This is a genomic window from Actinomyces sp. oral taxon 170 str. F0386 (assembly GCF_000195595.1).
In the GTDB taxonomy this organism is placed as follows: domain Bacteria; phylum Actinomycetota; class Actinomycetes; order Actinomycetales; family Actinomycetaceae; genus Actinomyces.
In genome coordinates this window covers 304,526-330,078 of sequence record NZ_GL882544.1, presented here as the reverse complement: position 1 = coordinate 330,078, position 25,553 = coordinate 304,526, and the positions used below count along the sequence as shown (strand labels likewise).

The 25,553-nt window shown below is 68.6% G+C and carries 24 protein-coding genes; 14 read left to right on the top strand and 10 right to left on the bottom strand.

Features of this window, described 5'->3' with window-relative positions; genetic code table 11:
• Window positions 1–195 precede the first annotated feature (195 nt).
• The 3 genes from HMPREF9056_RS09480 (at window position 196) to HMPREF9056_RS09470 (ending at window position 2,726) form a co-directional block, all read left to right on the top strand.
• Window positions 196–1,014: an ABC transporter ATP-binding protein gene (locus HMPREF9056_RS09480; protein ID WP_172635260.1), complete on the top strand. Its 819-nt coding sequence runs from the start codon at window positions 196–198 to the stop codon at window positions 1,012–1,014.
• Between the two features lie 8 nt (window positions 1,015–1,022).
• Window positions 1,023–1,769 carry an ABC transporter permease gene (locus HMPREF9056_RS09475; RefSeq protein WP_009404793.1) on the top strand — a complete coding sequence of 249 codons (747 nt, stop codon included), beginning with the start codon at window positions 1,023–1,025 and terminating at the stop codon, window positions 1,767–1,769.
• Between the two features lie 87 nt (window positions 1,770–1,856).
• Window positions 1,857–2,726, top strand: a complete 870-nt coding sequence (locus tag HMPREF9056_RS09470; RefSeq protein WP_009404792.1) for an EamA family transporter — start codon at window positions 1,857–1,859, stop codon at window positions 2,724–2,726.
• Between the two features lie 77 nt (window positions 2,727–2,803).
• On the opposite strand, the gene HMPREF9056_RS09465 is transcribed toward HMPREF9056_RS09470, so the two are convergent.
• The gene (locus HMPREF9056_RS09465; protein WP_009404791.1) at window positions 2,804–3,748 is read right to left on the bottom strand and encodes an AraC family transcriptional regulator; all 945 of its coding nucleotides are present in this window, start codon (window positions 3,746–3,748) and stop codon (window positions 2,804–2,806) included.
• Window positions 3,749–3,913: 165 nt separating this feature from the next.
• On the opposite strand from HMPREF9056_RS09465, the gene HMPREF9056_RS09460 reads away from it, so the two are divergent.
• Both HMPREF9056_RS09460 and HMPREF9056_RS09455 read left to right on the top strand, forming a co-directional pair.
• Entirely contained in the window at window positions 3,914–4,492 is a 579-nt protein-coding gene (locus HMPREF9056_RS09460) for a DUF1772 domain-containing protein (protein WP_009404790.1), read from the top strand.
• Between the two features lie 15 nt (window positions 4,493–4,507).
• Window positions 4,508–5,407 (top strand): NAD(P)H-binding protein, encoded by a 900-nt coding sequence (locus HMPREF9056_RS09455; protein ID WP_050793035.1) that lies wholly within the window; start codon window positions 4,508–4,510, stop codon window positions 5,405–5,407.
• A 97-nt stretch (window positions 5,408–5,504) separates the two neighbouring features.
• Here the strand turns inward: HMPREF9056_RS09455 and HMPREF9056_RS14905 are convergent, their stop codons facing one another.
• Complete coding sequence (locus HMPREF9056_RS14905; protein ID WP_009404788.1) at window positions 5,505–5,633, bottom strand: hypothetical protein; 129 nt, start codon at window positions 5,631–5,633, stop codon at window positions 5,505–5,507.
• Window positions 5,634–6,026: 393 nt separating this feature from the next.
• Between HMPREF9056_RS14905 and HMPREF9056_RS09450 the strand changes: the two genes are divergently transcribed.
• From HMPREF9056_RS09450 to HMPREF9056_RS09430, 5 genes are all read left to right on the top strand, one after another.
• The gene (locus tag HMPREF9056_RS09450) at window positions 6,027–7,100 is read left to right on the top strand and encodes a PhoH family protein (RefSeq protein WP_009404786.1); all 1,074 of its coding nucleotides are present in this window, start codon (window positions 6,027–6,029) and stop codon (window positions 7,098–7,100) included.
• A complete protein-coding gene (ybeY, locus tag HMPREF9056_RS09445) occupies window positions 7,090–7,548 on the top strand; it encodes an rRNA maturation RNase YbeY (RefSeq protein ID WP_009233916.1) in 459 nt (152 codons plus the stop codon). Before HMPREF9056_RS09450 ends, ybeY begins: the two co-directional genes overlap by 11 nt.
• Window positions 7,549–7,555: 7 nt before the next feature.
• Window positions 7,556–8,842: a hemolysin family protein gene (locus tag HMPREF9056_RS09440; protein WP_009404785.1), complete on the top strand. Its 1,287-nt coding sequence runs from the start codon at window positions 7,556–7,558 to the stop codon at window positions 8,840–8,842.
• Window positions 8,835–10,109 (top strand): GTPase Era, encoded by a 1,275-nt coding sequence (era, locus tag HMPREF9056_RS09435; protein ID WP_009404784.1) that lies wholly within the window; start codon window positions 8,835–8,837, stop codon window positions 10,107–10,109. Before HMPREF9056_RS09440 ends, era begins: the two co-directional genes overlap by 8 nt.
• Window positions 10,110–10,328: 219 nt before the next feature.
• Window positions 10,329–13,913, top strand: a complete 3,585-nt coding sequence (locus HMPREF9056_RS09430) for a bifunctional proline dehydrogenase/L-glutamate gamma-semialdehyde dehydrogenase (RefSeq protein ID WP_009404783.1) — start codon at window positions 10,329–10,331, stop codon at window positions 13,911–13,913.
• Between the two features lie 134 nt (window positions 13,914–14,047).
• Here HMPREF9056_RS09430 and HMPREF9056_RS09425 read toward each other — a convergent pair whose 3' ends face one another.
• Window positions 14,048–15,484 carry an MFS transporter gene (locus HMPREF9056_RS09425; RefSeq protein WP_009404782.1) on the bottom strand — a complete coding sequence of 479 codons (1,437 nt, stop codon included), beginning with the start codon at window positions 15,482–15,484 and terminating at the stop codon, window positions 14,048–14,050.
• A gap of 114 nt (window positions 15,485–15,598) precedes the next feature.
• On the opposite strand from HMPREF9056_RS09425, the gene HMPREF9056_RS09420 reads away from it, so the two are divergent.
• A complete protein-coding gene (locus HMPREF9056_RS09420) occupies window positions 15,599–16,432 on the top strand; it encodes a TetR/AcrR family transcriptional regulator (protein ID WP_009404781.1) in 834 nt (277 codons plus the stop codon).
• On the opposite strand, the gene HMPREF9056_RS09415 is transcribed toward HMPREF9056_RS09420, so the two are convergent.
• Genes HMPREF9056_RS09415 through HMPREF9056_RS09405 form a run of 3 tightly spaced genes read right to left on the bottom strand, consistent with a single transcriptional unit; the run spans window position 16,372 to window position 18,283 of the window.
• Window positions 16,372–16,602 (bottom strand): helix-turn-helix transcriptional regulator, encoded by a 231-nt coding sequence (locus tag HMPREF9056_RS09415; protein ID WP_034514361.1) that lies wholly within the window; start codon window positions 16,600–16,602, stop codon window positions 16,372–16,374. The two genes, HMPREF9056_RS09420 and HMPREF9056_RS09415, sit on opposite strands and share 61 nt — an antisense overlap.
• Window positions 16,599–17,435 (bottom strand): ABC transporter permease, encoded by an 837-nt coding sequence (locus HMPREF9056_RS09410; protein WP_034514360.1) that lies wholly within the window; start codon window positions 17,433–17,435, stop codon window positions 16,599–16,601. The genes HMPREF9056_RS09415 and HMPREF9056_RS09410 overlap by 4 nt, the downstream gene beginning before the upstream one ends.
• Window positions 17,432–18,283 carry an ABC transporter ATP-binding protein gene (locus HMPREF9056_RS09405; RefSeq protein ID WP_009404779.1) on the bottom strand — a complete coding sequence of 284 codons (852 nt, stop codon included), beginning with the start codon at window positions 18,281–18,283 and terminating at the stop codon, window positions 17,432–17,434. The genes HMPREF9056_RS09410 and HMPREF9056_RS09405 overlap by 4 nt, the downstream gene beginning before the upstream one ends.
• A 392-nt stretch (window positions 18,284–18,675) precedes the next feature.
• On the opposite strand from HMPREF9056_RS09405, the gene leuA reads away from it, so the two are divergent.
• From leuA to uppS, 3 genes are read left to right on the top strand one after another with little or no spacing between them, the layout of a single operon-like run.
• Window positions 18,676–20,457, top strand: coding sequence for a 2-isopropylmalate synthase (gene leuA / locus HMPREF9056_RS09400; protein ID WP_009404777.1), 1,782 nt, complete (start codon window positions 18,676–18,678; stop codon window positions 20,455–20,457).
• Window positions 20,458–20,479: 22 nt separating this feature from the next.
• Entirely contained in the window at window positions 20,480–21,229 is a 750-nt protein-coding gene (recO, locus tag HMPREF9056_RS09395; RefSeq protein WP_009404776.1) for a DNA repair protein RecO, read from the top strand.
• Between the two features lie 2 nt (window positions 21,230–21,231).
• Window positions 21,232–22,116 (top strand): polyprenyl diphosphate synthase, encoded by an 885-nt coding sequence (uppS, locus tag HMPREF9056_RS09390; RefSeq protein ID WP_253270007.1) that lies wholly within the window; start codon window positions 21,232–21,234, stop codon window positions 22,114–22,116.
• A 58-nt stretch (window positions 22,117–22,174) separates the two neighbouring features.
• Here uppS and HMPREF9056_RS09385 read toward each other — a convergent pair whose 3' ends face one another.
• From HMPREF9056_RS09385 to HMPREF9056_RS09370, 4 genes are all read right to left on the bottom strand, one after another.
• Window positions 22,175–22,594 carry a Fur family transcriptional regulator gene (locus HMPREF9056_RS09385; protein ID WP_009404774.1) on the bottom strand — a complete coding sequence of 140 codons (420 nt, stop codon included), beginning with the start codon at window positions 22,592–22,594 and terminating at the stop codon, window positions 22,175–22,177.
• Window positions 22,591–23,481 carry a metal ABC transporter permease gene (locus HMPREF9056_RS09380; protein WP_009404773.1) on the bottom strand — a complete coding sequence of 297 codons (891 nt, stop codon included), beginning with the start codon at window positions 23,479–23,481 and terminating at the stop codon, window positions 22,591–22,593. Before HMPREF9056_RS09380 ends, HMPREF9056_RS09385 begins: the two co-directional genes overlap by 4 nt.
• Complete coding sequence (locus HMPREF9056_RS09375) at window positions 23,478–24,395, bottom strand: metal ABC transporter ATP-binding protein (RefSeq protein WP_034514359.1); 918 nt, start codon at window positions 24,393–24,395, stop codon at window positions 23,478–23,480. Before HMPREF9056_RS09375 ends, HMPREF9056_RS09380 begins: the two co-directional genes overlap by 4 nt.
• 71 nt (window positions 24,396–24,466) lie before the next feature.
• Window positions 24,467–25,540 carry a metal ABC transporter substrate-binding protein gene (locus HMPREF9056_RS09370; protein ID WP_034514358.1) on the bottom strand — a complete coding sequence of 358 codons (1,074 nt, stop codon included), beginning with the start codon at window positions 25,538–25,540 and terminating at the stop codon, window positions 24,467–24,469.
• Window positions 25,541–25,553 lie beyond the last annotated feature (13 nt).

Below are 25,553 nucleotides of genomic sequence, written 5' to 3'. Positions count from 1 at the left end.
TGAGGTCTCCGAGGCGAGTTTTGTCCGTATGGGACGACTTTGAAGCCGCATTTCCGGCTTGGAACCAAGCTAAGCCGCTCTGACCTGCACAGATGTGAACTGTCCTGGCTGAAGGGGCGTTCAAAGTCGTCCCATGCGGACAGTTTCCAGCTCCAGGCCCTGGACAGCAGGTCGCCGTCGACCTATATTCATCATATGATGAAAAGCGATGAAGGAGACGCACCCCGGGAGTCGGGGGCCAGCAACCGATCGCACGACTCAAGCCCTCACTCCGCAGCTGCTTCGGCGCCGTTGGCCGTCACCACGACGGACCTGCGCGTGACGCGCGGGCATAAGGAGATCCTCCACGGCCTGGACCTGAGCCTGGCGCCCGGTACCATCACCGGTCTGCTCGGCCCCTCGGGCTGCGGCAAGACCACCCTCATGCGCACCGTTGTCGGGGTTCAGCGCTACCGCGGGCAGGTCGAGGTCCTCGGGCATGCCCCCGGCGCTGCCGCAGTGCGCGGCCGGGTCGGCTACGTCACCCAGGATCAGGCCGTCTACACCGACCTGACGGCCCGCCAGAACCTGCGCTACTTCGCCTCCCTGGCCGGCAGCCGGGCCCGCGACCTGGATGAGGTCCTCGACGTCGTCGGGCTCACCGTCCTGGCGGACCGGCCCGTGTCCACCTACTCCGGTGGTGAGGCCGGGCGCGTGAGCCTGGCCTGCGCGCTCGTGGCCGACCCGGACCTGCTCGTCATGGACGAACCGACCGTCGGCCTGGACCCCGTCACCCGCGAGGAGCTGTGGGCCACCTTCCATGCTCTGGCCGAGCGTGGCGCCAGCCTCCTGGTCTCCAGCCACGTCATGGACGAGGCCTTCCGCTGCGACCAGGTCCTCCTCATGCGCCAGGGCCGCATCCTGGCCACCACCACGGCCAAGGACCTCCTGGCCAGCACCGGGGCGGACACGGTCGATGCCGCCTTCCTGGCCGTTATCGCCGACTCCGAGAGCCAGCCCGAGCAGAAGGGATAGCAGCGCTGATGCATCTGCGCACTTACCTGGCCACCACTCGCCGCATTCTCACCCAGCTGCGCGCCGACCGGCGCACGGTCGGCCTCATCGCGATCGTGCCCGCCGCGCTGCTGACCCTGCTGTACTTCGTCTACCGCGACTACCCCGGCGCGGACCTGCTGTTCAACCATATCGCCGTCTCCATGATGGCGATTCTGCCGACGACGGTCATGTTCCTGGTCACCAGCGTCGCCATGCTGCGTGAACGCGTCAGCGGAACCCTGGAGCGGCTGTGGACCACCCCGATCCATCGGGCCGACCTCCTGTTCGGCTACGCCACTGCCTTCGCGCTGACCGCCGTCATCCAGTCCCTCATCCTGTGCGCCGTGGCCGCATGGGGACTGGACGTGGACATCTCCGCCGCCTGGGGGTGGGTGGTGCTCACCGCCCTGGTCGACGCCTTCGTCGGGGTGTCCCTGGGGCTGCTGGTCTCGGCCTTCGCGCGCACCGAGTTCCAGGCCGTCCAGTTCATGCCGGTGGTCATCGCGCCCCAGCTGTTCCTGTGTGGTCTCCTGGTCAGCCGCGACCAGCTGCCGCGCGCCCTGGAGGTGGTTGGTGACGCTCTGCCCATGAGCTGGGCGGTCGACGCCGTCACCGAGCTCACGACGGCCAGCGAGCCCTCCGACGATTTCTTCCGGTACCTGATCTACCTGGTCTGCTTCGGTCTGGTGGTCCTGGGGGTGGCGGCCTCCACCGTGCCGCGCAAGACCCGCTGAACCGGGAGGAGCCTGCAACGGCAGGAGCGAGGGCAAGGGCCTTCGCGCCCGACGTGCAGTGGTGTCGAACGGGGTTAGGGTTGCCTTATGTGGATTATCCTCGCCTGCGGCTCAGCACTTTTTGCCGGCATCACCGCCGTCCTGGCCAAGGAGGGGATCCGTACCACTGACTCGACCGTGGCGACGGCGCTGCGCACTGTCGTAGTGCTGGCGGGCGCCTGGGGCATGGTGCTCATCGTCGGCTCGCAGGCCGAGCTGGCCCACCTCGATGCCCACAGCACCGGACTGCTGGTGCTCTCTGGGCTGGCGACAGGGGCCTCCTGGCTGTGCTACTTCAAGGCGCTCCAGCTCGGCAGTGTCAGCAAGGTGGTCCCGATCGACAAGCTGAGCACGGTGCTGACGGTGCTACTCGCCCTCATCTTCCTGGGGGAGAGGGTGAGCCTCATCGGGGCGTTCGGGGTTGTGCTCATCGCGGCCGGGACGTTGTTGATGCTCGACGCCGATGACCTGCGCGGCCTGCCTCGGGCCGTGCACAACGGCGGAGGCTGGCTGCTCTATGCGCTCGGCTCAGCCTTCTTCGCCGCGCTCACCGCGATCCTCGGCAAGGCCGGCATCACAGGGGTGGAATCCAACCTCGGCACCGCGATCCGCACGGGGGTGGTCCTGGTGATGGCCTGGGTGATGGTCGCCGTCACCGGGAAACTCCACGAGGTTCGTACCGTCCCGCGTGGTGAACTTGGTTTTGTCCTCGCCTCCGGGGTTGCTACCTGCGCCTCCTGGCTCTGCTACTACCGAGCGCTCCAGGACGGCCCTGCCAGTGTGGTCGTCCCCATCGACAAGCTGAGCGTGCTGGTCACCGTCCTCTTCTCAGCCCTCGTCCTGCGGGAGGTTGTCGGCAGGCGCTACCTTGTGGGGCTGGCGCTGCTCGTCGGTGGGACTCTTGCCATGCTGATGTGAGAGAAGACCATGGGAGTTATTCACAAGCATACTAACCATCCGTGCCTGCCCAGGTCATCAACACCGGTGGGAAGTGGTTAGTGGGTACGTGAAGTGGCGGCCGCGGCGCGGAAGTCGCGGGGACTCAGGCCGTATCGGCTTTTGAACGCTGAGGAGAAGCTGAAAGGGCTGGCGTACCCCACCTGGTGGGCAATGGCGGACAAGGTGGCATCGCTGCGATCCAGGAGATCGGCGGCCGTCGCCAACCGCCACTGGGTCACGTAGGTCATGGGGGAGACGCCGAGCGTGGCATTGAAGCGCCTCGTGAGAGAGGCCCTGGAGACGCCTGCTAGAGCCGCCAGCGACTCCACTGTCCACTCTCGCGAGGGGGCTGCCTGCACCGCCTCCGTGGCCCTGCGTACCACGTCGTCCCGGGGAGCGGAGAGGAGAGTGACATGGTTCTGCGCCCCGGCGCTGATCCAGGCACGCAGCGTGGTGACCAGCAGGACGTCCAGGAGCCTGTCCAGAACACTGGATTGCGCAAACCCGTCGTGGACGGTCTCGCGGTTCAACAGACTGACCAGTTCCGGGTCAGGGGCGTTCACCAGGAACCACGGCGGCAGGGACTGCAGCATCAGTCGCCCCAATTCGGAGTGGTGCCGGTAGGTGCCCACCAGCAGCTGGTCCTCGCCCTGTGGATCATTGCCCCACGTACGGATCCCGGTACTCAGCTCTTCGGACAGGTCACGGCCGTCCGGGCCTGAGCAGACCTGACCGGCCCCAATCCTGACACCGCCATCGTGGTCCTGGCCCGATCTCAGGGTGTAGGCCGTGGGAGAGCGCACCACGAGGACTTCACCGGCCTCGAATCGGTGCGGGCGCGATCCGTCCGCAGTGATCCATCCTCCGCCGCTGAGCACGGGGATGATGGTCAGCGGCGCCTCATCCTCCACCGACAATGACCAGGGACGCCCCATGACCACGCGCAGCAGGAACGCGTCGCGAGCGTGAGGCTGGGCCAGGAAGTCCTCCAGCAGGTCCATATGTCTGAAGTCTAAGGGCTGTCCGAGCCGACGTCGTATGCGGGTGAGCCGCCGCCCCATGGAGCTGTGGATGCCTCGCCGATGGAATGGGGGTAACCGAGCAGCGATCGGAGAAGCGCTGCCCGGTCTCGGTTGCCACCTCAGTTCCTCGGAGGATAGAGAGTCATGTCACTGAACAACATTGTGTCCGCATGCGGCGCAGTCGGTTCCGCCGTTGTCGGTGGCGTCTACGCCAACTTCTCGGCCAGGGTGATGCCTTGGCTGGATTCGTTGCCGGACGCTGAGGCGATCGAGACTATGCAGAAGTTCAACCGCACTGCCGTGCAGGTGCCATTCACGACCTTCTTCTTTGGCACAGCGATCGCCAGCGCGTGGACCGTGGTGCACAACTTGCATAAGAAGGATCGGGTCGTCGGAGACCAGATCTCCGCTGCAGGAGGCGTTCTGTATCTGGCGGGCTGGGTGCTGACCATCGTCTACAACGTTCCGCGCAACAACCGCCTGGCCGACGTGGTAGCGGGGACTGTTGAAGGGGCCCGGGTCTGGCACATCTACCTGGACGAATGGACCTCCGCAAACAGCGTGCGAGCCGTTCTCTCACTCCTGGGTGCTGTGGGACTGGGCGTTGGAACTGCCATGAACATCTTCTCCAACCGGCGGCGACCGGCGGGATCGGTCGACCGGCGCGGCCAGACACGGATCGTTCGGAGTACAGCGCACCTTTCTGAGAAGGATCGACCATAGAGAACAGGAGTCACCATGTACGTCATCTCTGGAGCCAGCGGTCGCATCGGTTCAGCCGTTGCCGGCGACCTACTCGATTCCGGCCACCCCGTCCGTGCTGTCGTCCGTCGTCCAGATGCGGCTGCCGATTGGACCTCCCGAGGGGCTGAAGCTGTGGTCATGGACCTACGAGACGGCCAGAAGCTCACCGAGGCCCTGAACGGCGCAAAAGCGTTCTTCGCCATGATGCCCTTCGACCTTTCCGTGCCGGACCTGGACCAGTACGCCGCAGAAGTGGTGGGGGCGGTTTCCAACGCGGTCAAGGACTCCGACGTTCGCCATACTGTGATGCTCTCCTCCGGCGGCGCGGATCTAGCCGAAGGCACTGGGCCGATTCTGGGCCTGCACCACATGGAACAGGCGCTTGCACAGACGGGCACCACCTTGACTGCACTGCGCCCGGGGCACTTCCAGGAGAAGTTCGGGGATGTCCTCGGAGTAGTCCTGCGCGAGGGGGTCTTCCCCGTTTTCGCCTCAAGTGCGGACACGCCCCTGCCCATGGTGGCCACCTGTGACATCGCGGCGATCGCGGTCCAGGAGCTGCTGGCGGATACACGGTCCAGTGAGGCTGTGGACATCGTGGGCCCGGAGTACACCGAGCGTCAGGTTGCCAGGTCGCTGAGTGATGCCCTGGGCAAGCCGCTTGAGGTCATGCCGATCCCTGAGCCCGGTTGGATGGACGCCCTGATGAAGGCCGGCTTCGCTTCGCACATTGCGCAGAGTCTGACGGACCTGTACCGAGCGGACGAGCAGAGGCTACTGGGGCCACGTGGCAATCGGAGCATCCGTGCGAACACGGACATCGACACCACGGTCCAGCACGTACTCGCACAGGTGGTCTGCCCTCTTCCCCCACGCCGGCAGCTCCCCGGATAGCAGTGGCTCTGTCTGGCGGCTGCGGATGACTGTGCTGCTGGCGCCGATCTCGAAGTCCGTCACCGACTACGGCCAGTCTCGGCGCGTCGAGTCGCTTTCAGACGCTACCTTCCCCGAAGGTGCGCAGCGGCCCTGTGGGCGAACTGAGATCCTGCTTGAGCTCCAGAGTCTTGTCTTCGCGGTCTACGAGTCGGCCGTCATTTCCAAGGGTGAGGTAGTCAGTCATACGAATCCTCGAAAGACGTTACTGGTTCGGGCCTCGCCGCATTTCGCGCCCAGGGCCGACTACAAGGCAACACTAGCTGATCCGAGGCGCAGACATCGGACTGGAGAATTGAGCCGGAAAAACGTCGATCGGCCCGGCCGGTCCAGATGACGAACCATGGCATCTTGTGATGTCGGCGTGCGAGTAGGCCCGAGGTGACGTGCCCTCGGCGTCTCTGGGGCCAATCATCTAGGATCGACAGTGATGACGACACCGCCCACCGCAGCAGCCGGTTCGCCGACGATGACCTCCTCAACCGCCAGCTCCTCAATCCCGGCAGGTTCCACAGCCCCGACCGTCTCATCAGTCAACTCGGCCACCACTCATCCGGAGTCCGCCACCCCCGATTCCACCGTGGTCCGCACCCTCACCCTGCCCGAGGACGTCGCGCCGGTGACCCTCCTGGGCGCCCGGGATGAGGTCCTGCGCGCCATCGAGAAGGGCTTCACCGACGTCGACATCCACGTGCGCGGCACCGCCGTCACCGTCTCCGGCCCCGCCGCCCGCGTCGACACCGTCGTCGTTCTGCTCTCCGAGCTCATCGACGTCGCCCGCACCGGCACGCCCCTGACCGCGGACGCCGTCGAGCGCGCCATCGGCCTGCTGGAGACCTCCACCCGCCCCACCGAGGTCCTCACCGACGACATCCTCACCTCCCACGGCCGCACTATCCGCCCCAAGTCCCTCGGCCAGAAGGCCTACACCGACGCCATCGAGGAATCCACCATCACCTTCGGCATCGGCCCCGCCGGCACCGGCAAGACCTACCTGGCCATGGCCAAGGCCGTCGACGCCCTGGCCCGCAAGCGCGTCTCGCGCATCATCCTCACCCGCCCCGCCGTCGAGGCCGGCGAGAACCTCGGCTTCCTGCCCGGCAGCCTCACCGACAAGATCGACCCCTACCTGCGGCCCCTCTACGACGCCCTCCACGATATGCTCGAGCCCGAGGCCCTGCCCCGCCTCATGGCCGCCGGCACCATCGAGGTCGCGCCCCTGGCCTACATGCGCGGACGCACCCTCAATGACGCCTTCGTCATCCTCGACGAGGCCCAGAACACCAGCCCCGAGCAGATGAAGATGTTCCTCACCCGCCTCGGCTTTGGCTCGCGCATGGTCGTCACCGGTGACATCTCCCAGGTCGACCTGCCCGGCGGACGCGAGTCCGGCCTCATCGTCGTGCGCAGGATCCTCGCCGGGGTCGAGGGCATCAGCTTCTGCGAGCTCGGATCGGCCGACGTCGTGCGCCACCGCCTCGTGGGCCGCATCATCGAGGCCTATGCCCGCCACGACGCCGAGTCCGCCGCCCAGGACGCCGCCACCCGACCCGCCGGTCTCCCTGGCCGCAGAGGTCGCAACAGCCAGTACCGTCGGGGGAGCAGCAACCGCCCCGCCCGGCCCCACTCGGAGAGGAACCCGCATGACCACTGAGGTCATCAACGAGACCACCACCGTCATCGACGCCGCCGAGTTCGCGGACCTCGCCGACCACGTCCTGACCGCCATGCACGTCAGCCCCGCCGCCGAGCTCAACATCATGTTCATCGACCCCGAGCCCATGGAAGAGCTCCACGTGCGCTGGCTCGACCTGCCCGGCCCCACCGACGTCATGAGCTTCCCCATGGACGAGCTGCGCCCCGGTTCGGCCGACTCACCCACCCCCGCCGGGACCCTGGGCGACATCGTCCTGTGCCCGCAGGTCGCCGCCAAGCAGGCCCTGGCCGCCGGGCACTCCGCGGTCGAGGAGATGCTCCTGCTCACCGTCCACGGCATCCTCCACCTCCTGGGCTACGACCATGCCGAGCCCGAGGAGAAGAAGGAGATGTTCGACCTCCAGCGCCGCCTCCTGCTGACCTTCCTGGCCGAGCGCGGCAAGTGAGACCCGCGTGACCGGTATCCCCACCGCCGCGCTCATCGCCTGCGCGGTGATCGTCCTGGCTCTGGGCGCCCTGCTCTCGGCCGGCGAGTCCGCCCTGCTGCGCTTCACCCGAGCCGCCGCCGACGACCTCGTCGAGGAGGGCCGCCGCGGCGCCGCCCGGGTCCGCCGCCTCGCCGAGCACCGCACCCGGGTCCTGGCCTCCCTCAGCGTCGCCCGCGTCGCCGTCGACATGCTCGCCGCCGTCCTCATCACCCTGGCCGCCTCCGGGCTCGTGCGCGCCTGGTGGCAGGTCCTGGCCCTGGCCCTGCTGGCCAACATCATCCTGCTGGGCGTCGTCGTCGGCTTCTCCCCACGAACCTACGGCCGACGCAACCCCGCCGGCACCCTCCTGGCCCTGGGCCGCCTGCTCACCTGGGTCGACGTCCTGGGCGCCCCGCAGCGCCGCCTCCTCTCCCGCACCCGCCGCACCGAGGCCGCCCCCACCGACGCCGAGACCCGCGAGGCCGTCAACGAGGACCTGCGCGAGATGATCGACGAGATCGGCGAGACCGACACCATCGAGGACGAGGACCGCGAGATGATGCGCTCCGTCGTCGAGCTCGGCCAGACCCTCGTGCGCGAGGTCATGGTCCCGCGCACCGACATGGTCACCATCGACGCCCACAAGCCCGCCTCCGCCGCCATGCGCCTGTTCATCCGCTCCGGCTACTCCCGTGTGCCCGTCATCGGGGAGGACGCCGACGACGTGCGCGGCATCCTCTACCTCAAGGACGTCCTGCGCCGCCTGGCCGCCCACCCCGAGCACGAGGAACTCGCCGTGGCCGGGTTCGTCCGCGAGGCCGAGTACGTCCCTGAGACGAAACCCGCCGACGACCTCCTGCGCGAGATGCAGACCGGCCGCTTCCACATGGCCCTGGCCGTCGACGAGTACGGCGGCACCGCCGGGCTCGTCACCATGGAGGACCTCCTGGAGGAGGTCGTCGGCGAGCTCACCGACGAGCACGACCCCGAGCTGCCCGAGGTCGTCGAGGTCGCCCCCGGCACCTACCGTGTCCCCGCCCGGCTCGCCCTGGACGAGCTCGGCGAGCTCTTCGACCTCGAGATCGACGACGACGACGTCGACACCGCCGGCGGCCTGCTCACCAAGGCCATCGGCCGCGTCCCCCTGCCCGGCGCCGCCGGAGACATCCAGGGCGTCCACCTCCTGGCCGAGGAGACCGCCGGCCGCCGCCGACAGGTCTCCACCATTCTCGCCTCCCGCACACCCACCCCCGAAGAGGACCCCGATGACTGACACCGCCGATCGCTCCGCCCCCGCAGCCCGCGACGACCAGCCCCAGGCGCCCGAGGAAGCCGCCGAGGCGCTCTCGGCCGAACCTCTCGTCATGCCTGAGCCCGGCCCCGCCCCGGCCGGCTTCCGTTTTCCCTCCGACGCCGAGCTCATGGACGGTCCCAACCCGTTGACCGATCCCGATGAGGAGGAGGTCGACGACGAGGACGAGCCCGGAGCCGAGGACGGCGACTCCGACGTCACAGCCCGGCTGGATGCAGACGGCTTCCCGATCCTGGACGAGGAGGACGACGCGGACGAGCCCGCAGACTCTGCGGATTCGGCCCGTGCCGAGATCGTCGTCCCCGGCTTCCCCGAGGACTTCCGCGCCGGCTTCGCCTGCATCGTGGGCCGTCCCAACGCCGGCAAGTCCACCCTCACCAACGCCTTGGTCGGTGCCAAGATCGCCATCACCTCCGGGCGCCCCCAGACCACCCGCCACAACGTGCGCGGCGTCATCCATAAGGAGAAGGCGCAGATCGTCCTGGTCGACACCCCCGGCCTCCACCGCCCCCGCACCCTGCTGGGCAAGCGCCTCAACGACCTGGTGCGCGAGACCCTCACCGACGTCGACGTCGTCGTCTTCTGCATCCCCGCCAACGAGAAGATCGGCCCGGGCGACCGCTTCATCACCCGAGACCTCGCCGAGCTGCGCACCCCCGTGGTCGCCGTGGTCACCAAGGCGGACACCGTCACCCGCGAGGCTCTGGCCGCCCAGCTCCTGGCCGTCGACCAGTTGGGGGAGTGGGCCGACATCGTGCCGGTCTCAGCCCAGCGCAACGAGCAGATCGACGTCCTCGAGGAGGTCCTGCTGAAGCACATGCCGCTGTCCCCGCCGCTGTACCCCACGGGCGAGATCACCGACGAACCCCAGCAGGTCATGATCGCCGAGCTCGTGCGCGAGGCCGCCCTGGAGGGCGTGCGCGACGAGCTGCCCCACTCCCTGGCCGTCGTCGTCGACGAGATCGCCGACCCCGACGACGAGCGCGAGGTCGGCCGCATCAAGGGGGTGGGCGGGCGCCTCCAGGTGCGCGTGAGCCTCGTCGTCGAGCGCGACTCCCAGAAGGCCATCGTCATCGGCAAGGGCGGCCGGCGCCTCAAGGAGGTGGGCGTCACCGCCCGCAAGGGCATCGAGAAGCTGCTGGGCCGCAAGGTCTACCTCGATCTGCACGTGCGCACCGCCAAGGACTGGCAGTCCGACCCCAAGGCCCTGGCCCGCCTCGGGTTCTAGGATTCCCGGTCTCCCACAGGGGAAGGCCCGGACCCGCCGCCGCCCCTGCGGGAACACCGCGGGTGACGACGGACCGGCGTGGGACTCGCCTAACGCTTGCTTAGGACCTAAGTGTCTTGCGGAATGCCGGCGGCTCGTGCTGCGAATCGGTCGCGCGTAGAGGGTGTTGTACCGCACACTATAAGTGTCTGATACCGATCCGAGCCTGGAGGCCCACGCATGCCGAACACCGCCGTTCCCAGCCCGCCCCAACGCACTGACGCGCCCACTGAAAGGCGCCGCTGCCCCGATGACCTGTGGGAACTCGGGGAGAAGGCCGTCGCCCGAGCGCGCCGGTGGGCTGACGAGTCGGCCTCCGAACCCACACCCCGCTCGGCCAAGCTCCTGTCCCGAATCCTCGCCGACCCCGACGGCCTGACCTTCACCACCCGCTTCGTCGACGACGTCGTGCGTCCCACGGACCTCGACGTCGCCGGCGACGCCCTCAAGCGCCTGTCCTCGGGCCGCACAGACTTTCTTCCTCCCGCCCTCGCTGGGGCCATGGGGCTGGGGTCGACGGCCTCCCGTCTCGCCCCGCGCACGGTCACGGCCATCGCCCGGAGGGTCTTCCGGGAGATCGTCGGCGACCTCGTCGTCGACGCCACCGACAAGGGACTGGGCCCGGCGCTCGCCCGCCTGCGCAAGGGCGGAAACCGCCTCAACGTCAACCTCCTGGGCGAGGCCGTCCTGGGGGAGAAGGAGGCCGCCCGCCGCCTGGCCGAGGTCTCCCGCCTGGTCACTCGTGAGGACGTCGACTACGTCTCGGTCAAGGTCTCCGCCGTCACCGGCCCCCACAACCCCTGGGGCTTCGAGGAGGTCGTCGCCCACGGCGTCCAGGCCCTCCTGCCCCTCTACCGCCTGGCCCGCGACCACGGCACCTTCCTCAACCTGGACATGGAGGACTACAAGGACCTCGACCTGACCATCGCGGTCTTCACCGCGATCCTCGACCAGGAGGACATGCGCGGCTACGAGGCCGGCATCGTCCTGCAGGCATACCTGCCCGACTCCCTGGGCGCCATGCAGCGCCTCCAGGAGTGGGCCGCCAAGCGCGTCGCCTCCGGCGGCTCGCGCGTCAAGGTCCGCATCGTCAAGGGCGCCAACCTGTCCATGGAGAAGGTCGACGCAGAGATCCACGGCTGGGAGCTGACTACCTGGCCCTCCAAGCAGGCCACCGACACCAACTACAAGCGCATGCTCTCCTGGGCGATGACGCCCGAGCGCACCCGCAACATCCGTCTGGGAGTGGCCGGTCAGAACCTCTTCGACATCGCCTTCGCCTTCGAGCTGCGTGCCGCGCGCGGCGTCGAGGACAGCGTCGAGTTCGAGATGCTCTCCGGGATGGCCACCGGTCTGCAGGAGGTCGTGCGCCGTGATACCGGCCACCTCCTGCTCTACGTGCCCGTCGTCGACCCCCACGAGTTCGACGTCGCCATCTCCTACCTGGTGCGCCGCCTGGAGGAGAACGCAGCACCCGAGAACTTCATGTCCGGCGTCTTCGACCTGGCCGCTGACGAGGCGGTCTTCGACCGCGAGCGCGACCGCTTCTTGGCCGCCCTGGCCGATCTCGACCCGGACGCCCCGGTGCCCGAGCCCAACCGCCGCCAGGACCGCCTGGCCGAGCGGGAGGCCGGCGTGCCCGAGGAGACCGGCACCCTGGAGGAGCGCGCACACCGCCGCTTCGTCTCCGAGCCGGACTCCGATCCCGCCCTGGCCGCCAACCGCCAGTGGGCCCGGGACATCGCCGCCGCTATCCCGGGCTCCACGCGGGGCATGGCCGAGGTGGAGGCCGGGGCCGCCCGTCTGGCCACGAATGCCGCGGTGGACACCCTCGTGGCCGCCACGGCCGAGGCGGCCGTCGTCTGGCAGTCCCTGGACCCGGCCGAGCGGGCCGCTGCCCTGCACCGGGTCGGCGATGTCCTGGCTGCCCGGCGCGCCGAGCTCATCGAGGTCGCCGGCTCCGAGGTCGGCAAGACCATTGACCAGTCCGACCCCGAGGTCAGCGAGGCCATCGACTTCTGCCACCACTACGCCGAGTCCTCGCTGCTCCTGCACGATAGCGAGCATATGGTCGGGGCGCGTTTCACCCCGGTGGACGTTACCGTGGTTGCCTCGCCCTGGAACTTCCCACTGGCGATCCCCACCGGGGGCGTGGCCGCGGCCCTGGCGGCAGGCAGCGCCGTCATCCTCAAGCCCGCCCCGCCCGCCAAGCGCTGCGCCGCCGAGCTCGTGCGCGCCTTCCATGACGCCGGGATCCCCGAGGACCTCGTGGTGCTCGCTCCGCTGGACGACGGCGACGTCTCCCGCCACCTGGTGACCCACAAGGGCGTCGACCGGGTGGTCCTCACCGGCTCCTACGACACCGCCCGCCTCTTCCGCTCCTGGAGGCCGGACATGCACCTGCTGGGGGAGACCAGCGGCAAGAACGCCATCATCGTCACTCCCTCGGCCGACCCCGATATCGCCGTGCGTGACGCCGTCTACTCGGCCTTCGCCCACGCCGGTCAGAAGTGCTCGGCCTCCTCCCTGCTGGTCCTGGTCTCCTCGGCCGGCACCTCCGAGCGCATCGCCCGCCAGCTCGTGGACGCCACCGCCTCCCTGCGGGTGCGCCTGCCCCTGTCGCTGGACTCCCAGATGGGGCCTGTCGTCGTACCCGACGACGAGAAGGCCGTGCGCGGCCTGACCACCCTAGGACCTGGCGAGCACTGGGTGCTCAAGCCCCGCTACCTCGGTGACGGGCTGTGGACACCGGGTATCCGTGCCGGAGTTGTGCCCGGCAGCGAGTTCCACCTCACCGAGTACTTCGCCCCCGTCATCGGCGTGATGCGCGTGGATACGCTTCAGGAGGCCATCGAGGCGGTCAACGCCGTCGACTACGGACTCACCTCAGGACTCCAGACCCTCGACTCGGCCGAGCTCGCCGTCTGGCTTGACTCGATCCAGGCCGGGAACATCTACGTCAACCGCGGCATCACCGGGGCGATCGTGCGCCGCCAGCCCTTCGGCGGCTGGAAGCGCTCGGCCATCGGATCCACCACCAAGGCGGGCGGCCCCTCCTACCTGCTGGGCCTCGGCGAGGTCGAGCCCGTCCGCGGCAAGGACAAGGGGGTGCCCGGTGGCCCGGGCGACCAGGGGACCTCCGCCCTCGACCCGCGCGTGGCGAGCCTCTGCGACGCCGTCAGCGGTCAGTTGGGTGAGGCCGACCTGGCCGAGCTGCGCCGCGCCCTGGTGGCCGACGCCTCCGCCTGGCGGACCGCCTACGGCGCCAACCGTGACGTGACGGGCCTGGCCTGCGAGCGCAACATCCTGCGCTACCGCCCCGTCGACGTCGTCGTGCGCGCCGGGGCGGGAACTGAACTGGTCGACGTCGTGCGCGTCATGGCGGCCGGCGTGCGCGCCGGAGGTTTCATCAGCCTTTCGGTGGCAGACCGTCTGCTCCAGCCGCTGCAGAACGCGCTGCTGGCGGCCGGCGTCCAGGTGACGGTTGAGGACCAGGGAGCCTGGGACATCCGCCTGGCCGAGATGGCCGCCTCTGGAGGCCTAGGCACTCGTGTGCGCGTCATCGGCCCACGTGAGGAGGACTCGGCCGCACGCTGGAGCCACGCCAGCCGGGTGACCAGCGGCAGCCCCGACATCGCCCTGTACACGGGCGCCGTGACGGCCTGCCCGCACTCCGAGCTCCTGCCCTTCCTGCGCGAGCAGGCGGTGGCCATCACCAACCACCGCTTCGGTACCCCGCTCGACCTGGCCGAGGGACTCCTGTAGGTCGGCCGGCGCTGCGGCGCCGGATCGGGACCGAGTGACAGGACCGATCAGCCGGGTGGTGCCCTCCCGATCGGGAGGGCACCACCCGGCTTCCATATCGCAAGGGACCGGGGAGGGTGGGACGGGGACAGGGCCTATGCGTCCTGCGGCAACGCCTTGGTGCGACCAGGCATCGTCACTGAGGCAAGGCCGGCTAGTCCGTACGCGACGATAGGCACCCACAGAGCGGTTGTGACGGCGTCGCAGGCGTCAGCCGTGTCCTGAAGGATCCCGAAGAACACGGTCCCGGCAAGAGCGACTCCGAGCACCATACCGATCTGACCGGAGGTGGTCAGGGTGCCGGATGCCGCTCCGGCGTCCTGGGTGGGTACCGACTCAAGCGTGATACTCGTGAGCGGCATGATGAGGGTCATCAGCCCGACCCCCGTCAGCGCCAGCGGGGCGGTGAGGTCCCAGCCCGTCAGGGATGCTCCGGCGGTCCAGATCGTCCACAAGACCCAGGTCAGCGCAGCTGCCTGCACTAGCCCGCCGAGCAGCACGGCCCACTTGCCGATCCGCCTCGTGGCGAGGATCGCCAAGGGCGTGGCCACTATGGAGCCCAGTGCGAAAGGCAGAAGCGTGAGCCCCGCCGCCAATGCGGTGAAGCCGAGTGCGCTCTGAACGTAGTACAGCAGGATGAGCACGTACCCGCCGTTGCCGATCGATGAGAGCACCTGCACCAGCTGTCCGCTCGCAAAGCCTCGATCGCGAAACAACGGGAGCGGCAGCAGCGGGGATCCGTGAGCCTTGAACATGCGCCTCTGCTGCCACGTGAAGGCGGCGATGACGAGAGGAGCCGCCGTCAGCATGGCCCAGATCCACCACGCCCACCCCGCGGCGCGGCCGTCGGTGAGCGGGAAGACGACCAGGAAGACGCCGAGACCGCCCAGCAGCACCCCGGCCAGATCGGGCCTGAGCGGATGCTCCGAACGACTCCTCGGTACGAACAGGAGCGCCGCGGCGACAAGCACGACTCCGACTGGCACGTTCACGAGGAAGATGCTGCGCCAGCCCATACCCAGAAGGTCAGCCGTGACAAGCCAACCACCGAGGATCAGTCCCCCAATGGCCCCCAGCGAGCTCAGCGCTCCAATGATGCCCAGCACAGGGGCGCGCTCCTCCGGTGCGAACATCACCTGCACGCTGGAGAGCACCTGGGGCACCATGATCCCGGCGAACCCGCCCTGAAGCATGCGGGCCGCGACGAGCAGGTCGCCTGTCTGCGACAGTGCCGCCCCGAGGGAAGCGAGGGTGAATCCCACCATTCCGATCACGAAGATGCGCCGGTGCCCGAAGACATCGCCCAGTCGACCGCCCGTGAGAAGTAGCGTCGCGAATGCGATGACGTAACCGGCGAGAGTCCACTCCAGCTGTTCCGGTGTCGCATGGAGGTCCTTGCCGATCGTAGGCAGTGCGACGTTGGTGATCGTCGAGTCCATCAGATCCATGAATGTCGCCACCATGAGCACGGTGGTGGCGAAGGCGCGCGACCTTGTGGCGCCTCGGTCCGGGGAGTTTTCCTCGTTCTTCATGCTGTTGCCCTCTCATGACTCTGAGATGTGTACGCCGTACACGCTGATCATGAGTACACTGTACGCATGTGTTGTGGTCGGAGCAATCCGATCCCCAGTGGACGAGGAGGGAAAGTGGCGCACACCGATTCGGACGTCCCGCCCAAGTGGGTGCGGTGGCTCTGGGAAGTTGATGCATCCGAAGCGGCGGAAGAACGGGAGGAGGGCAAAGGGCTGGACATCGGCAAGATCGTTCTTACGGGTGTCGCGCTCGCGGACGACGAAGGCCTGGAAGGCGTGTCGGTGCGCAAGCTCGCCCAGCGCCTGGGCGTGAGCACAATGGCGGCGTACCGGCACATCAGCTCCCGGGATGAGGTCATCGCCGCCATGGTCGATGTCGGCTTCGGGCCGCCTCCGGTCCTTTCGGATCCTTCTGAGGACTGGTCGGACGGACTGCGCCGTTGGGCGCTGGCCATCTACGCCCGCTATGACGCGCATCCCTGGCTCCTGGACACCCCGGTCCACGGCATGCCAACCGGGCCGCATCGTCTGCGATGGATGGAGGCAGTCCTTCGGGTGCTCGCCGGTGCGGGACTTGATCTCCAGGAGCGACTCAATGCTGCGCTGCTCATCGACGGACATGTGCGCACCGTCGCCGTGCTGAAGCGCTCTCTGACGGCCGTGGTGCACGATGCGCGCCGCAGTGCATCGGCGAACTGGCTCCTGACCCGTCTCGAAGCCGATGGTCTGGCCACCATGGCGCAGGTGCTCAAGGTCGGGGCCCTCGATGATGGGCAGGGGTACGAGCTCGACTACGGCCTCGACCGGATCATCGCCGGAATCAAGGCCGATAGCACCTCAGGTGACGGCCGGTCCGCGGGGGAGAGCGTGAGGGCGGGGGCGGCGCCTCACGTCAGGCGGGGGAACTCCTCGAGGGAGAAGACCGACTCCACGGGCACGTCGAAGTAGCGGGCGATGCGCAGGGCCAGGTGCAGCGAGGGGGCGTACTCCCCGCGCTCGAGGTAGCCCACCGTCTGGTAGTGGACGCCGAGCGCCTCGGCGAGCTCGCGGCGGCTCACCCTGCGGTCGGCGCGCAGGACCGCGATCCGGTTGTGGACGACGTCGTCGGACACGGTCACAGGCCGGACTGGGAGCGAATAGTGGACTGCACGCGCACCAGACTACCGATCGTCTCCTTGCGGAAGCTGCGCCGCACGACGAACGACGCCCCCGCGAAGCCGAGAACTGTCCAGGCCGCCAGGACCCCGACGGCGAGCACCGGGGAGAAGACGCTGCCCACCTCCCACGCGGGGTCACCCATCAGCGCCCATCGGGTCAGGTGCCCCGACCAGTACGTCGGCAGAGTCAGTTGAACCGCCTGGACCCAGGGCGGGAGGCGGTCCATGGGCATGAAGAAACCGCTCGTCCCCATGAGTGCGAAGATGGGCAGGTAGGAGACCATGAAGCTGTAGACGCCTCTGATGAAGGCGCCTACGAGGAAGCCCAGTGGAGCCGTTGCGATGGCCGACAGCACCATGAGCGGCAGGCATGCCAGCACCTGGGACGTGCTCAGAGGAAGAGCGTCAACGAAGAGTGCTCCCCCGAGAAGAGCGGCGCCCTGGAAGATGACGGTCTGAGTGATCGAGGACATCGTCTTACCGATCGCCCACGTCAGCGGGCCGTGGGGGAGGACGCGCACCCGCAGTAGGGCGCCGCCGATACGGTCGGTGTAAGTCTCACCGGCGATCTGCAGGGTGATAAAGCAGCTGATGGTGCCGATGCTGCTGGAGAGGAACATAGGGCCGAAGGCCGCGTGGGCACCGTCGGTCACCTGGGTGCTCCTGCTGGCCAGCACGATGGCGCTCACGGAAGCCAGTAGCGCGACGCTCATGCCGACAAGGCCTGCTCGCAGGTCCGTGGCCGCCTGTCGGGAGGCTGCACGTAGAACTGCCTGGGCGGTGCGAATGCTCATGCTCGGGCCTCCTTGCTGACGAGGGAGAGGTAGGTCTCCTCCAAGGTGGGACGGGTGATGGTGAGTCCGGTGACGATGTCGAGGTTGAGCTCCTTGATGAAGCGCTCGGGGGAGTGGGTGGTGTGGACATGCCGGGTGCCTTCCTGGACCCAGGTGATCTCAGCGCCGCGGTCGAGACTCTCGCGCAGCGCCGTGACCGTGCCGTCGGCAATGATCCGCCCCTCGTTCATGATGAGCACCCGAGAGGCCAGGCGTTCTGCCTCGGCCAGGTCATGGGTGGTCATGACGATCGTGGCGTCGTCGTCGACCCGGGCCAGGATGAGGTCGTGCAGGCGCGCCTTCGAGACCGGGTCCAGGCCTGTGGTCGGCTCGTCCAGGACGAGGAGTTCGGGAGAGGCCATGAGGGCTGCCGCGAAGTCGATGGTGCGCCGCTGCCCGCCGGAGAGCCTCGACAGCCGGGAGTCGGCCTTCTCGCTGAGCCCGACGGCGTCGAGCACCTCTTCGACGCCGCTCACCCGGCTCGCCGCCGTCAGCTGGACCGAGCGGATCCACTCCAGCTGGTCCCTCACCCGCCACTTGGCGTGATCGGTCCAGCTCTGCTGCACCAGCCCGACTCTTACCCAGAAGTCGGCGCCCGCCCGGCGCGGATCGGTACCGAGCATGCGCACCCTGCCGCTCGTCGGGGTGAGGGACCCCAGCAGGTTCTCCACCAGGGTCGTCTTGCCCACGCCGTTGGGGCCGAGCAGGCAGACGACCTCTCCGGCCTCGACCGACAGGTCGATGCCGCGCAGGACCGGGGTGTCCCCGTAGGAGAACTCGAGGTTCTCCGTCGTGATGACTGGAGACATCACACAAACCTTCCTGAGTAGAAGCACAACTGAATATAGTAGCCATGCTACAACATGGTGTTGGTCTTCGTCGGATCAAGGGATGTGCTGTGTGGATGAGCGCCGCGGCGGTCGTCTCACACTGCGGTCTCGCGCGGCCGCCTTACCTGACGACGGGTCGTCATCGGGGTAGGGTTTACACCGTGCGAGCGACTCTAGGCCTCCAGGTGAGCCTCCTGCTTAGTCGCCGCGGCGGGGCCTGACAGGCCGGCACCCCGACCGCGGCTGACTCGTCCTGCTCGGCCACGTTCCCGACCGCGCCTCTCTGCTTCCCAGAGTTCCCCCGGAGCCCTCCGGGCTCTCGCCGGAACCGCCGTCGGAACCACGAAGCACCTGATCCCAGGAGAACCCCGATGCGTAACGCCCGCCCCGCCCCCCAGCAGCCCTCCGGCATGCCGTTTGCCAAGTACCGGCCCTTCCTCGACGTCGTCACCATCGACCTGCCCGACCGCACCTGGCCGGACAAACGCATCACCACCGCCCCCCGCTGGCTGAGCACGGACCTGCGCGACGGCAACCAGTCCCTCATCGAGCCCATGGGTCCCCAGGCCAAGCGCGCCGTCTTCGACCTGCTCGTGAACATGGGCTTCAAGGAGATCGAGATCGGCTTCCCGGCCGCCTCTCAGACCGACTACGACTTCGTGCGCTCCCTGGTGGACGACGGTGCGATCCCCGAGGACGTCACCATCTCGGTGCTCACCCAGTCGCGTGGCGAGCTCATCGACCGCACCCTGGACGCCTGCGTCGGCATCCCCCGGGCCACCGTCCACCTCTACAACGCCCTGTCGCCCATCTTCCGTGACGTCGTCTTCCGCATGGACCGCGACCAGATCCGCGAGCTGGCCGTTGACGGCACCCGCCAGATCATGGCCCGCGCCGAGAAGGTCCTGGATGAGGACACGATCTTCGGCTTTGAGTACTCCCCGGAGTTCTTCGTGGACACCGAGCTCGACTACAGCCTCGAGGTCTGCCGGGCCGTCATGGACGTGTGGCAGCCCGAGGAGGACCGCGAGATCATCCTCAACCTGCCCTCCACCGTCGAGCGCGCCACCCCCAACGTCTACGCCGACCAGATCGAGTGGATGAGCCGCAACCTTCCCCGCCGCGACGCCGTGTGCCTGTCCCTGCACAACCACAATGACCGCGGCTCGGGCGTGGCCACTGCCGAGCTCGGCCTCATGGCCGGTGCCGACCGCGTCGAGGGCTGCCTGTTCGGCCACGGCGAGCGCCCCGGCAACGTGGACCTGGTGACCCTGGCCCTCAACCTCTTCAGCCAGGGCATCGACCCCATGCTCGACCTGTCCGACATCGACGAGGTCCGCCGCATCGTCGAGCGGGCCACCGGCATGGACGTGCCCCCGCGCACCCCTTACGCCGGCGAGCTCGTCTACACCTCCTTCTCGGGCTCCCACCAGGACGCCATCAAGAAGGGCTTCGCCGCGCGCGCCAAGCAGGTCGACACCGCGAGATCCGAGGGGCTCTCGGAGGCCGACGCCGAGATCGCCGTGCCCTGGTCCATGCCCTACCTGCCCATCGATCCCCACGACGTGGGCCGCTCCTACGAGGCGGTCGTGCGCGTCAACTCCCAGTCCGGCAAGGGCGGGGTCGCCTACCTGCTGGGCACCACCCGCAAGCTCGAGCTGCCGCGCCGCCTCCAGATCGAGTTCTCCCACATCGTTCAGCGCCACACCGACACCTACGGCGGCGAGGTCGACGGCGCCCGCCTGTGGTCGATCTTCGCCGACGAGTACCTGCCGGCCACGGCCGCGCCCGAGGCCGAGCTCAGCCGCTGGGGACGCTTCGAGCTGCGGGGAGCCACTCTGACCTCCGCCGGCGACGACGAGGACTCCACCCTCACCGTGACCCTGGTCGACGGCGGTCAGGAGAAGCACCTGACCGCCACTGGCAACGGGCCACTGGACGCCTTCGTCACCGCCCTGGAGAGCACTGGCCTGGGTGTGCGGATCCTCGACTACGCCGAGCACGCACTGAGCGAGGGCCACGACGCTCAAGCGGCCAGCTACGTGGAGTGCGAGGTGGGCGGTCAGATCCTGTGGGGCGTGGGCATCGACCCCTCCATCACCACCTCCTCCTTCAAGGCCGTCATCTCCGCCCTCAACCGCGCTCTGCGCTGAGGGAGCGTGAGAGACTGCGTCCGTGACGAGCAGGCTGTACCGGGACGAGGCGATCGTCCTGCGCACCTACAAGCTGGGCGAGGCCGACCGCATCATCGTGATGCTCACCCGCCACCACGGCCAGGTGCGCGCCGTGGCCAAGGGCGTGCGCCGCACCAGCTCCCGCTTCGGTGCGCGCCTGGAGCCCTTCTCCATGGTCGACGTCCAGCTCCACGCCGGACGTAACCTCGACGTCGTCACCCAGGCCGAGATCATCGACCCCTTCGGCCGGGCCGTCTGCGCCGACTACGCCATGTTCACCTGCGCCTCGACCATGGTGGAGACCGCCGAGCGCCTCAGCGCCGACAACGGCGACCTGGGCACCGAGGCCAGCCCCCAGCAGTACCTGCTGCTGGCCGGGGCCCTGGCCGCCATGGCGCACCGGCGCCACGCGCCCGGACTCATCCTGGACTCCTACCTGCTGCGCGCCCTGGCCCTGGGCGGCTGGGCGCCATCGTGCTACGACTGCGCCCTGTGCGGCGCGCCAGGACCCCACCGGGCCTTCCACGTGCAGGTCGGCGGTGCGGTGTGCGAGTCCTGCCGGTCGGCCGGCGCCGTCGAGGTCGAGCCGGTCACAATGGTGCTCCTGGGCGCTCTGCTCTCCGGGGACTGGGGCGTGGCCGACGTCTCGGGCCAGCGCGAGCGCTCGCAGGCCTCTGGGCTCGTCTCGGCATACACGACCTGGTACCTGGAGCGGCGCCTGCGCTCCCTCGCACTGGTGGAAAGGGCATGATCATGACAGACGCCATGAGAGACGCGGCAGCAGGCGTGACCCGGGACATGACGGTCGACGAGGCCCCGCCCCTGCACCGCCCGGGCCTCACACCACCGTTGCTCCCATCGGCATCCCTACCACAGCACGTGGCCGTCGTCATGGACGGCAACGGGCGTTGGGCCAACGCCCGTGGCCTGCCCCGCACCGAGGGGCACCGGGTGGGGGAGGCCAACCTGCTCGACGTCGTCGCCGGCGCCGTCGAGATCGGCGTGAGCGAGCTGAGCGCCTACGCCTTCTCCACCGAGAACTGGCGGCGCTCACCGGGTGAGGTCCGCTTCATCATGGGCTTCGCCCGCAAGGTCCTGCGTGCCCAGCGCGACATCCTCCACTCCTGGAACGTCAAGGTGCGCTGGGTCGGGCGCACCCCGCGCCTGTGGAGGTCCGTGCTGCGCGAGCTGCGCGAGGCCGAGCGCCTCACCGCCCACAACACGGGACTGGTCCTCAACCTGTGCATCAACTACGGCGGACGCGCCGAGATCGCCGACGCCACCCGCGCCATCGCCGAGGACGTCGCCGCCGGCCGGCTCAAGGCCTCCTCCATCAACGAGAAGATCATCCAGCGCTACCTGTACTCACCCACTATGAGGGACGTGGACCTGTTCATCCGCACCGGAGACGAGCAGCGCACCTCCAACTTCCTCATGTGGTCCTCCTCCTACGCCGAGCTCTACTTCTCACCCCTGGCCTGGCCCGACTTCAACCGCACCGAGCTGTGGAGGGCCTGCGAGGTCTACGCCGGGCGCGAGCGCCGCTACGGCGGCGCCGTGGACAAGGTGCTGCACGAGGAACCCGGTGAGGTCGGGGTCCCGCAGGACGACGAGACTCCGGAGGACGACGAGCAGTAAGTAGCAGGCCGGCGGAGCCGGTTCGCCAGCTGGCTCGGGCTCAGCCCTGCGAGGTGTCTTAGGCGCTCTCCTGGGCCGAGCAGGTGGCGCACAGGCCGAAGAACTCCGCGGTGTGCTCCATCTGGGTGAAGCCCTGCTGGGCCGAGACCCGCCGGATCCACCCCTCCAGTTCGCCGCCGGCGACCTCCACGGTATAGCCGCAACGGCGGCACACGATATGGTGGTGGTGCTCCTGCCCCTCACAGGCCCGGTAGAGGACCTCGCCCTCGGCGCTGCGCACCTGGTCCACCGCGCCGGCCTCCGCCAGGGTCTGCAGGTTGCGGTAGACGGTGGCCAACCCCACCTTGGTGCCCTCGGCCTCCAGGGCGGAGTGGATCTGCTGGGCCGAGCGGAACTCGTCGGTGCGCGCCAGGATATCGGCAACGGCAGCGCGTTGGCGCGTGGCACGGGGCCGCTGCGTCTGGCTGCTTGCGCTCATGGTCTACCTCCTGAGGTGATGTGGTGCCGTCGGGCGCGGCTGACGATCTGCCACAGTCCAGCCAGGAGGGCGACGACGGCATACCCCCCTACCAGGAGTACCACGATCATGGCGCCGGGGGAGGCCGCCACCAGGTAGGTGATCGTTAAACCGGACACGCAGGCCACCACTCCCAGTCCCATCGCCAGGTACATGGTGCGGGCGAAGGAGTGCGAGACGAGCTGGGCGATGGCCACCGGCACGATCATGACCGCGGAGACCAACAGAGCACCCACCACCCGCATCGACACCGAGACAGTCAGCGCCGCAACCACCGCCACCAGGACGTTGAGAGCGCTTGTGGGCAGCCCGCAGGCACGGGCGAACTCCTCGTCATGGCACAAGGCGAACAGCGGCCCACGCAGCCCCAGCCCCACCAGAAGGACCAGGGTCGCCAGGGCAATGGTGAACCAGGCGTCGGAGACCGAGACCGTGGAGATCGAGCCGAACAGGTAGGAGTTGAGGTTCGTCGTCGTGCCGCCGGCCAGGCGGATGAGGATGACACCCCCGGCAATGCCCCCGTAGAACAGGATCGCCAGAGCCACGTCACCGCGGGTACGGCCGCTGGCGCGGATGACCTCGATGGTCACGGCGCCCAGCACGCTGACGACGATCGCCCCGGGCACGGCCCACGCGTCATGGGGGGTGACGTTGGCGGCGGCCCCGGCCAGCCAGCCCAGGGCGATACCGGTCAGGGCGATGTGCCCGATCCCATCGCCCAGCAGCGCCAGACCCCGCTGAACCAGGTAGGTGCCCACCACCGGTGCGGCCAGCCCCACCAGGACCGCCACGATGAAGGCCCGCTGCATGAGGGGGCTGGCGAGCATGTCGGAGACGAACTCGATCATGGCCGGGTGCTCCTGCCGGTACTGGGCCGCGCCTCAGGCAGCCGGTGGTCGAGGACGGGGGCGTGGTGCGCGGGAGGGCCGCCGGCGTCCGGGTGGTGGTCGCCGTGGTCCCAGTAGCCACCACCGCTGACAGAGACACCGACTCTGCCGTCGCGCAGGCGGGCCACCTCGGCGGCCGGCCCGTCGGCGACGAGTCGGCCGTCCTGCAGGAGGATCGCCCGTTGGACGACGTCGGCGAGCTCACCCATCTCGTGGAGGACAGTGACCAGGGTCAGCCCCTGCGCGCGCAGACCCTGCAGAATCATGGCCAGGGACTCCCGGCTGGCGCGGTCGATCCCGGCCAGGGGCTCATCGAGGATGAGCAGCTCGGGAGAGCGGACCAGGGCCCGGGCGATGAGGACCCTTTGGGCCTGTCCGCCGGAGAAGACCTGGACGTGGTCACCGGCCCGGTGGGCCAGTCCGACGGCGTCGAGCGCGGCCATGGCCTTCCGTTTGGCCGTGCGGCCCCGGTCCGCCCAGGGACGGCGCGGTCCCAGGAGCCCGGAGCGCACCACCTCCAGAGCCGTGGCAGGAACACCCGAGCCCGCACCGATCCGTTGGGGGACGTAGCCGATGCGCTGCCAGGGGACTCTGTGACGCCGGGTCGTGGGTGTGCCCAGCACCTCGATGCTGCCGCTGGCCGGGGGCACCAGCCCCAGGACGGCCTTGACCAGGGTGGACTTGCCCGAGCCGTTGGCGCCCAGCAGCGCCACGGACTCGCCGCCGCCCACCGCGAGACTCACGTCGTCCAGGATGAGGGAGGCCCCAAGGACGACCCTGAGGTCCCGGACCCTGATGGCGAGCGCGGACGACGCCGCCCGGGGTGATCCGGACGGCGTCGTCGGAGACGATGATGATGAAGGTGGTGAGGTCATACCGGTGTGATCATGCCGATCTGGTTGAACGTCGGCTGGATGGGTCGCTGGGTGGCCGCCCGAGCCTGACTCTACTGGCAGGCCAGGGCGATCTTGAGCCGATCCAGGTTGGTGGTCATGGCGTCGGTGTAGTCGCCCCGATCGGGCTTGGACTCCAGGGGACTGAGGACATTGGTCTCCGCTCCGGTCTCCGCGGCGATCGCCTGGGCGGTGGTGGGGGAGACGAGCTCCTCAGTGAAGATCGTCGTCGTTCCCGTACTCTGGACCACCGACTTGATATTGGCCAGCTCGGCGGGACTGGGCTCGGTCTCCGGGTCGATGCCGGAGATGGAGGCCTGGGTCAGCTTGTAACGGTCGGCCATGTAGCCGAAGGCCGCGTGAGAGGTGACGAAGGTGGTGCGCTGGCAGGTGGACAGGCCAGTGCTGTACTGCGTGTCCAGGTTGGTCAGCGCCGTCTTGAGCTTGTCGAGCCCGGCCTTGTAGTCGTTGGCGTTGGCCGGGTCGATCTTGGCGAAGGAGGCCTCGAGGGTCTCGGCCGCCGAGATCATGCGCTGCGGGTCCAGCCAGAAGTGCGGGTCGAGGTCGCTGCCGTGCTCCTCGCCGCCCTCGGCATGACTGTGCTCATCGTGTCCGGCCTCGCTGGACTCCGAGGTGGCGGCGTCAGTCGCCGCTGCGGAGGCGTCACCGGAGGCCTCGTCACCGTGCTCGTGCTCCTCCTCAACCCCCTCGTGGTGGACGAGGTTGGCCGGCTTGCTCAGATCGACCACCGTGGGGCCGGAGCCGACCTCCTTGACGGCCTTGTCCAGGGAGGGCTGGAAGCCGGGGACGTAGGCGATGAGGTCGGCCTTACCCAGCTCGGCGGTCTCCTTGCCGGAGAGCTCGAAGTCGTGCGGCTCCACATTGGAGGGGGTCACGGAGGAGACCTTGACGAGGTTGCCGCCAATGGCCTCCGCCAGGTACTGGATCGGGTAGAAGGACGTCGAGACCGTCAGGGTCTTACCCGGTGCGATCGTGTGGGCGGAGGAGTCCGACGAGCTGTCGTTCTTCAGGGCGCTGCACGCGCTCATGCCGGCAGCCAGGAACAGGGTGGCTCCGAGCGCCACGATGCGACGGAGATGAAGGGAACGAGTCCGTGAAACACTCATGCGAATCATTCTC